The 7,531-nt window shown below is 62.6% G+C and carries 4 protein-coding genes; all 4 read left to right on the forward strand.

Annotated elements, in window-relative coordinates:
- Nucleotides 1-137 precede the first annotated feature (137 nt).
- Nucleotides 138-2,576 carry a DUF1592 domain-containing protein gene (locus VEK15_14780; protein ID HXV61960.1) on the forward strand — a complete coding sequence of 813 codons (2,439 nt, stop codon included), beginning with the start codon at nucleotides 138-140 and terminating at the stop codon, nucleotides 2,574-2,576.
- A 43-nt stretch (nucleotides 2,577-2,619) separates the two neighbouring features.
- Nucleotides 2,620-4,026 (forward strand): DUF1552 domain-containing protein, encoded by a 1,407-nt coding sequence (locus tag VEK15_14785; GenBank protein ID HXV61961.1) that lies wholly within the window; start codon nucleotides 2,620-2,622, stop codon nucleotides 4,024-4,026.
- 9 nt (nucleotides 4,027-4,035) lie between these two features.
- A complete protein-coding gene (locus VEK15_14790; protein HXV61962.1) occupies nucleotides 4,036-5,877 on the forward strand; it encodes an ankyrin repeat domain-containing protein in 1,842 nt (613 codons plus the stop codon).
- A 227-nt stretch (nucleotides 5,878-6,104) separates the two neighbouring features.
- Nucleotides 6,105-7,097 (forward strand): glycosyltransferase family 9 protein, encoded by a 993-nt coding sequence (locus tag VEK15_14795; GenBank protein HXV61963.1) that lies wholly within the window; start codon nucleotides 6,105-6,107, stop codon nucleotides 7,095-7,097.
- Nucleotides 7,098-7,531: the final 434 nt, after the last annotated feature.

Below are 7,531 nucleotides of genomic sequence, written 5' to 3' on the forward strand. Positions count from 1 at the left end.
GGGGGCGTTGGCAACCCAAAACAGCATTCGAACACACCACGGCGCGCCCAGTCACGGACGTGAGGGTGTGAATGTGTGCGCGGTTGCCGGATCAGCCGCGCATCGGACCGACGACCGAGAGAGCCGGGAGCGAATCGATGACAAAGCTCGCATTGGCGATGCTGGGAGGAGCGCTCGTTTGCCTCAGCTTGGCGCCTCCCGATGAAGCCCATGCGGTGGGCTCGGGGGCGCCTGCGACGCAGGACCGAGCGCCCACGCCCCACGAATCCCAGAAGATGCTGGTCGAAGACTACTGCGTCATGTGCCACAGCGATGCTCTGCTGACCGGGGGCCTGACGCTCGAGTCGTTCGACCCGGCTGACGTCCTCCGCCAGGCGGAGGTCACGGAAAAGATGATCCGCAAGCTGCGGACGGGCATGATGCCTCCTTCCTATGCCCCACGGCCGGATCCAGCCGTCATCGACGCCTTCGTCACCCGGCTCGAGAACGAGATCGACCAGGCCTACTTCGCGAACCCGAATCCAGGCAGTAGAACCTTTCAGCGGCTCAATCGGGCCGAGTACGCTCGCTCCATCAGCGATTTGCTCGAGATCGGAGTGGACGTGGAAGCCCTCTTGCCACCCGATACGATCAGTCACAGCTTCGACAACGTCGCCGACGTCCAGGGCATGTCTCCGACGCTGATGGACAGCTACCTGCGCGCGGCCGACCTGGTCAGTCGCCTGGCGGTCGGTGACCGCACCGCAGGACCCAGCGAGGTCACGTACAAGGTGCCTCGGACCGCGTCGCAACGGCGCCACGTGGAGGGTGCGCCCTTTGGCACACGAGGCGGCATCTCGGTGGTGCACAACTTCGTGGCCGATGGCGAGTACATCTTCAAGATTCAGCTGCATGCCTCTCCCGAGGGATACCTGTTCGGCAAGACGGCGCCGGATGAGCGAATCGACGTATCGGTGGACGGAGTGAGAGTCGCGCTTCTGGACATCGATCCGCTGATGTCGGAAACGGATCCCTCGGGAATGAACATCCAGACGGTACCCATCGCCGTCAAAGCAGGGCCCCATCGGGTGTCGGCCGCCTTCATCAAGAGATCGGAGGCCCCGATCGACGATCTCCTGATTCCCGTCGAGCATACGTTGGCCGACAGTGAGATCGGCGTCGATTACGGCATCACCACCGTGCCGCACCTGAGGGATTTCAGCATCAGCGGGCCGTACAACGTCACCGGGGTCTCCGACACGCCGTCGCGCCGGCGCATCTTCTCCTGCCGGCCAACCTCAGCGGAGGAAGAGTTCCCCTGCGCTGAGGAGATCGTCACCGGGCTTGCGGCCCGTGCCTATCGCGGCCCACTCGATGACGCGGACCTCGAGGCCTTGATGTCCTTCTACACCATCGGGCGAGACGAAGGCGACTTCGAGAGTGGCGTCCGCATGGCCCTCCAGGCCATTCTGGCGAGCCCCCGGTTTATCTTCCGCCTCGAGGAGCTCCCCGAGCAGGCGGAGACTGGTTCGAGCTATCGCATCAGCGACGTCGATCTGGCGTCGCGCCTCTCCTTCTTCTTGTGGTCCGGCCCGCCGGATGAAGAGCTGGTGGCTCTCGCGAGAGCCTCAGAGCTGTCGAAGCCGGAAGTTCTCGAGCAGCAGGTCGCGCGGATGCTCGACCATCCGCGGGCCGAGGCGCTGGCGACGCGGTTCGCATCGCAATGGCTTCGACTTCAGGACCTCCATAAGCTTCATCCCGATGCGCTGACCTATCCGCTCTACGATGCCACGCTCGCCGACGCCCTGAAGCGCGAGACCGAGCTCTTCTTCGAGAACCTCTTTCGCGAAGACCGAAGCGTGCTCGAGCTGCTTACCGCGGACTACACGTTCGTCAACGATCGTCTCGCCCAGCACTACGAAATCCCCAATGTCACCGGAGGCGAGTTCCGTAGAGTTTTCCTGGAAGGGATCAACGCGAACCGCCGAGGACTCCTCGGCCACGGAAGTATCCTCGCGTTGACATCCATCGCCAACCGAACGTCGCCGGTGCAAAGGGGCAAGTGGGTCATGGAGGTCTTGCTCGGAAGCCCGCCTCCGCCCCCGCCGCCGAACGTTCCCGATCTCGAGGCGACCAACGCCGTCGCCGGCGACCGGTTGCTCTCCGTCCGCGAGCAGATGGAAGAGCATCGTTCGAACCCGGCATGTACGTCCTGTCACGTGGTGATCGACCCCATCGGTCTCGCGCTCGAGAACTTCGATGTGACCGGTGCCTGGCGCACTAAGGACCGGGGAGTGGTCATCGACCCTACCGCGGAGCTCTACGACGGCACGGAGCTCGACGGCCCGTTGGCACTTCGTGATGCTCTCCTGAACCATTCCGAAGCGTTCATTCGGACCTTCACCGAGGGCCTCATGACGTTTGCCCTCGGCCGCGGGGTCGAGCACTTCGACATGCCCGCCATTCGGAAAATCTCCCGCGACGCCGCCGGGAACGACTACCGGCTCTCGTCGTTCATCCTCGGGGTCGTCGACAGCGTTCCCTTTCGGATGAGTCGCGTGGAAGATGCGGAGAGTCGGACCACGGACGGTTATTGAGATGAGATCGAGGACCGAGACGTAGTTCCAGGAGGACGAATCAATGTACATCACCAACAAACACATTTCTCGCCGCACCGTCCTTCGCGGCATGGGAGCGACGGTCGCGCTGCCATTGTTGGATGCGATGATTCCCGCACGGAAAGCCTGGGCCAGTCCTGAAGAGCGCACGCGTCTCGTATGTCTCGAGATGGTTCACGGAGCTGCCGGGAGCAACGCCTTCGGGATCGAGAAGAATCTATGGGCTCCCGCCGCCGAAGGTCGGGAGTTCGACCTCACGCCGACCAGTCTGAGCCCTCTCGAGCCGTTTCGCGAGTACGTCACCATCGTCAGCAATACCGACGTTCGAAACGCCGAGGCTTTTATACCGCCCGAGACCGGCGGTGATCATTTCCGCTCGAGCTCGGTGTTTCTGACCCAGTCGCATCCGAGGCAGACGGAGGGTTCGGACGTCCACGTCGGGACGTCGCTCGACCAGATCTACGCCCAGAGATTCGGCCAGGATACGCCCATCCCCTCGATGCAGCTCTCGATCGAGAACGTAGACCAGTCGGGCGGCTGCTCTTACGGCTACGCCTGCGTGTACATGGATACCATCAGCTGGGCTTCACCCACTCAGCCGCTTCCCATGATTCGGGACCCGCGTTTGGCCTTCGACCAGCTGTTCGGCTCGGGCGGAACTCCCGAGGAGCGCGCCGCGCGGCGCAAAGCCACCCGCAGCATCATTGATTGGCTGCCCGATGAGGTCGCTCGATTGAAGAGGCGGCTCGGGCCGGCGGATCGAAGCCGGCTCGAGGACTACCTCGAGAACGTCAGGGAGATCGAACGGCGCATCCAGAGGACCGAGGAGCGCAATGCGAGTGGTGAGCCGCGGGAGCTGCCCGATGCGCCCATCGGAGTGCCTGATTCTTACGGAGAGCACGTCGAGCTGATGTTCGACCTGATGGCTCTCGCCTTCGTCTCCGACATGACCCGGGTGTTCTCCTTCAAGATGAGCCGCGACGTCTCCGGTCGGGTCTTTCCCGAAAGCGGCGTCCTGGAGGGGTTCCATAACGCCTCGCACCACCGCGGACGAGAGAAGAACATCATCGACCTATCGAAGATCAATCGATACCACGTGAGCCTGGTGCCGTATTTTCTCGACAAGCTGAAGAACACCGAGGAGGCGGGGAGCAATCTGTTGGAAAAGACTCTGCTCCTCTATGGATCGTCCATGGGAGATCCCAACATCCACAACCACAAGAGGTGTCCTTTGTTCCTTGCCGGACACGCCAACGGCAATCTCCTGGGTAACCTGCATATCAAAGCCGCCGACCAGACTCCCATGGCGAACGCCATGTTGACCATGCTTCACATGCTGGGGCTCGAGGATCTGGAGACGTTCGGAGACAGCACCGGTAAGCTGGATCTGAACGCGAGCTCCGTTGCGACGCCGATGACCACCGCGTAGCGAGGAAGGATGATGTCCACGGTCACGATGAAGGAACTGGGTTTGAAGGGCATGCTGCTCGTCTCCGGGTTGATCGTGGTTGCCGCCTCACCGGTCGACCTGGCAACGAGCCCGTCGCCCGTGGCCGACGCCGCAAGAGGGGGTGACCTCGAGACCGTGCGCGACTTGTTGCGGCAAGGGGGCGACGTGAACGCGGCTCAGGGTGACGGAATGACGGCCATTCACTGGGCGGCGCTTGCGAACGACCTCGAGTTGGCCGAGACGCTCCTATATGCCGGGGCCAACGTGAAGGCGACGACCCGGATCGGCTCCTACACGCCTCTTGTTCTCGCCAGCAGGAGCGGCAGCGCGCCGATGGTCGAGAGACTCCTGGCCGCGGGCTCGGATGCAAATGTCGTCACCGACACGGGGGCGACGCCGCTCATGCTAGCCGCGGCCTCGGGCAGTCCCGACGCCGTTCGGCTCCTGCTCGACCATGGCGCGGATATCGAGGCCAAGGAATCGAGCGCGGGAGAGACGGCCCTGATGTTCGCCTCGGCGTCGAATCGCCGCGACGTCATCGACTTGCTGGTCGAGCGCGGCGCCGACCCCGCGGTGACGACGAGAGTGATCGACGTCCCCGAGCTGACCAAGGAGGCCGAGGAAGCTTTCCGGAAACGACTCGAGCGCGTTCGCGACGAGCGGAAGGCTCAGGCGGCCGCGGAGGGGGGGCCGGTTCCGAGTGACGAGGGAGCCGAAGACGGTGAACAGGGCGCGAAGCAGGGCGGGAAAAACCTCTTCGCGAAGCTGTTCGGTTGGATGGTCCCCAACAAGGAAAGGACGGAACCCGAGGGCGAAGGGCGTCGTCGGCGCGAGTCTTATGGAGATCGAGTCGGGCAGCAAGGTGGGATGAGCGCTTTGCTCCTCGCCGCCCGACAGGGTCACTTCGAGGCGGTCGAGGCGCTTCTCCAGGCCGGTGCCGATGTTAACCAGGTTGCCGAGGGAAGCAAGACCAGCCCCCTCCTGATCGCCACGATGAATGGCCACTTCGATCTCGCGAGCTATCTCCTCGAGCAGGGCGCCGATCCGAACCTCGCAAGCGAACCGGCTGCCGTCACACCCCTGTACTCGGTGATCAACCTGAAATGGGCTCCGCGAGCGGGCTACCCACAGCCGACGGCCCAGCACCAGCAGACGCTGACGCATCTCGACCTGATGAAAGCGCTCCTGGAGAAGGGTGCCGATCCCAACGCGCGTTTGACGAAGAAAGTCTGGTTTACCGGCTACAACTTCGATCGCTCCGGCATCGACGAGCAAGGGGCGACACCATTCTGGCGCGCGGCCTACGGAAGCGACGTCGCCGCGATGAAACTCTTGAAGTCTTTCGGCGCGGACGACACCATCCCGACCAAGGCACCTCCGTCTCGGCCCCGTGTCGGCAATCAGCAGGGAAGGGAAGTCAAGGACGTATCCGGCCTCCCACCCGTTCCCGTCGGTGGGCCCGCGCTGAGCCCGCTGCACGCCGCGTCCGGTGCCGGATACGGGGAGGGGTTCGCGGCGAACGATCACCGCAACCATCCGGCGGGATTCATGCCCGCCGTCCGGTATCTCGTCGAGGTGTGCGGCGCCGACGTGAACGCTCGGGATCATGAGGGCAACACGCCGCTTCACAATGCCGCGGCCCGGGGCGACGTCGAAATGATCGAGTATCTCGTGTCCAAAGGAGCCGATGTCAAGGTGGTCAACCGCGAGGGGCAGAGCACCGCGGACATGGCGAACGGACCGGTACAGCGGATTCAGCCGTTTCCCGAAGCGCTGGAGCTTCTCGTGAGCCTCGGGGCGGTGAACAACGACAAATGCGTGTCTTGCTGAATTTCCTTTTTTAATCCAAAAACTGAACGGTCACGTCGCGTTGCGGGTCGGCGACTCTCTAAAGAGCAGGGAGAGGACCGGCTCGCGCGCGATTTCACCCAGGCCTGCGTCAATTCGCCGTGAGGGCGGTAACAAAAACTCCGGCAAACTTCCGCTATCCTGAAGGACGAAATAGGCCAGCGTTTTGCAAGGGGAGGCATTTCGATGACCGATTCGACGAATCCAAGATGAGAAAGCTCATTCTGAGAAACTACCAGTCTCCTGGCGACATCGTGATGCTCACGGCAGCGGTGCGAGATCTCCACGCGTGCTATCCGGGGGCTTTCCTCACGGATGTGAGGACCTCGTGCCCTGCGCTCTGGGAGAACAACCCTCACATTACGCCTCTCGCCGAGGACGATCCCGACGTGACGGTGGTCGATTGCCACTATCCGTTGATCCATCAGAGCAACCAAACTCCCTACCATTTCCTCCATGGGTTCGTGGAATACTTGAACGCGGAACTGGGCCTTCGCATTCGCCCTACCGCCTTCAAGGGAGACGTCTGGATTTCTGAGGTCGAAAGAAACTGGTTCGATAGGGTGGAGCAAGTCCTCGGCCCCGCGGAGCCGTACTGGCTTCTCGTCTCCGGCGGAAAGTTCGACTTCACCATCAAGTGGTGGTCTCACGAGCGGTATCAGGAGGTCGTCGACGGGCTTCGAGGCCAGGTCCAGTTCGTCCAGGTGGGCGAAGAGGGACACCATCACCCTCCGCTCGACGGGGTAGTCGATCTGAGGGGAGAGACCGATCTCCGCCAGCTCGTGCGGCTCGTCTATCACGCGCAGGGAGTGCTCAGTCCGGTCAGCTTGCTGATGCATTTGGCGGCGGCGGTGGAGTGCAAACCGGGCAGGGCGAAGAACAGGCCCTGCGTCGTCATCGCCGGCGGTCGAGAGCCGCCCCACTGGACCGCCTATCCGCATCACCAGTTCGTACACACCGTCGGCACGCTCGCTTGCTGCGACGACGGAGGTTGCTGGAAGTCTCGAACCGTGCCCATTGGAGACGGAGATTATAAAGACGAGCCGGGCGAGCTCTGCGTGGACGTAGTCGGAGCTCTTCCGCGTTGCATGCACATGATCACTTCCGCGGAGGTGATTCGAAGAATCGAGTGGTATCTGTCCGGGAGTGCGCTGATCCCAGTAAGACCGGAAACGAGAGCGGCCGAGGCGGTTGTGGTTTGAACCATCTCCGCCTGAGGCAATGGAGTCAATCGAATCATGAACAACAAGAAAGAACACAATCGGACGTCACAAGAGGGTCGAACACTCGAGGAAAGACGAGAATTTCTCAGAATTCTGAGCGGTGGCGCCGTTCTCGCTGGATTTGGCGCGCTAGGAGCGTGCGGGGACTCACCGACCTCACCAATGGGGAGCTCGACCTCGTCGAGCTCGGGAAGCTCTATCGCTAGTAGCTCGAGCGGGTCGAGCATGGCCTCGAGCTCATCGAGCTCGGGTAGCTCCAGCTCGAGTAGCTCAAGTAGCTCTAGCTCGTCGGGTAGCTCCAGCTCCTCGGGTAGCTCCAGCTCCTCGGGTAGCTCCAGCTCCTCGGGTAGCTCCAGCTCCTCGGGTAGCTCCAGCTCCTCGGGTAGCTCCAGCTCCTCGGGTAGCTCCAGCTC

The organism is Vicinamibacteria bacterium, assembly GCA_035620555.1.
In the GTDB taxonomy this organism is placed as follows: Bacteria; Acidobacteriota; Vicinamibacteria; order Marinacidobacterales; family SMYC01; genus DASPGQ01.

What these genes read in the sequence shown, in the direction of transcription:
- VEK15_14795 (HXV61963.1), top strand. Translation starts at nt 6,105, where the DNA reads ATGAGAAAGCTCATTCTGAGAAACTACCAGTCTCCTGGCGACATCGTG.
- VEK15_14790 (HXV61962.1), top strand. Translation starts at nt 4,036, where the DNA reads ATGATGTCCACGGTCACGATGAAGGAACTGGGTTTGAAGGGCATGCTG.
- VEK15_14785 (HXV61961.1), top strand. Translation starts at nt 2,620, where the DNA reads ATGTACATCACCAACAAACACATTTCTCGCCGCACCGTCCTTCGCGGC.
- VEK15_14780 (HXV61960.1), top strand. Translation starts at nt 138, where the DNA reads ATGACAAAGCTCGCATTGGCGATGCTGGGAGGAGCGCTCGTTTGCCTC.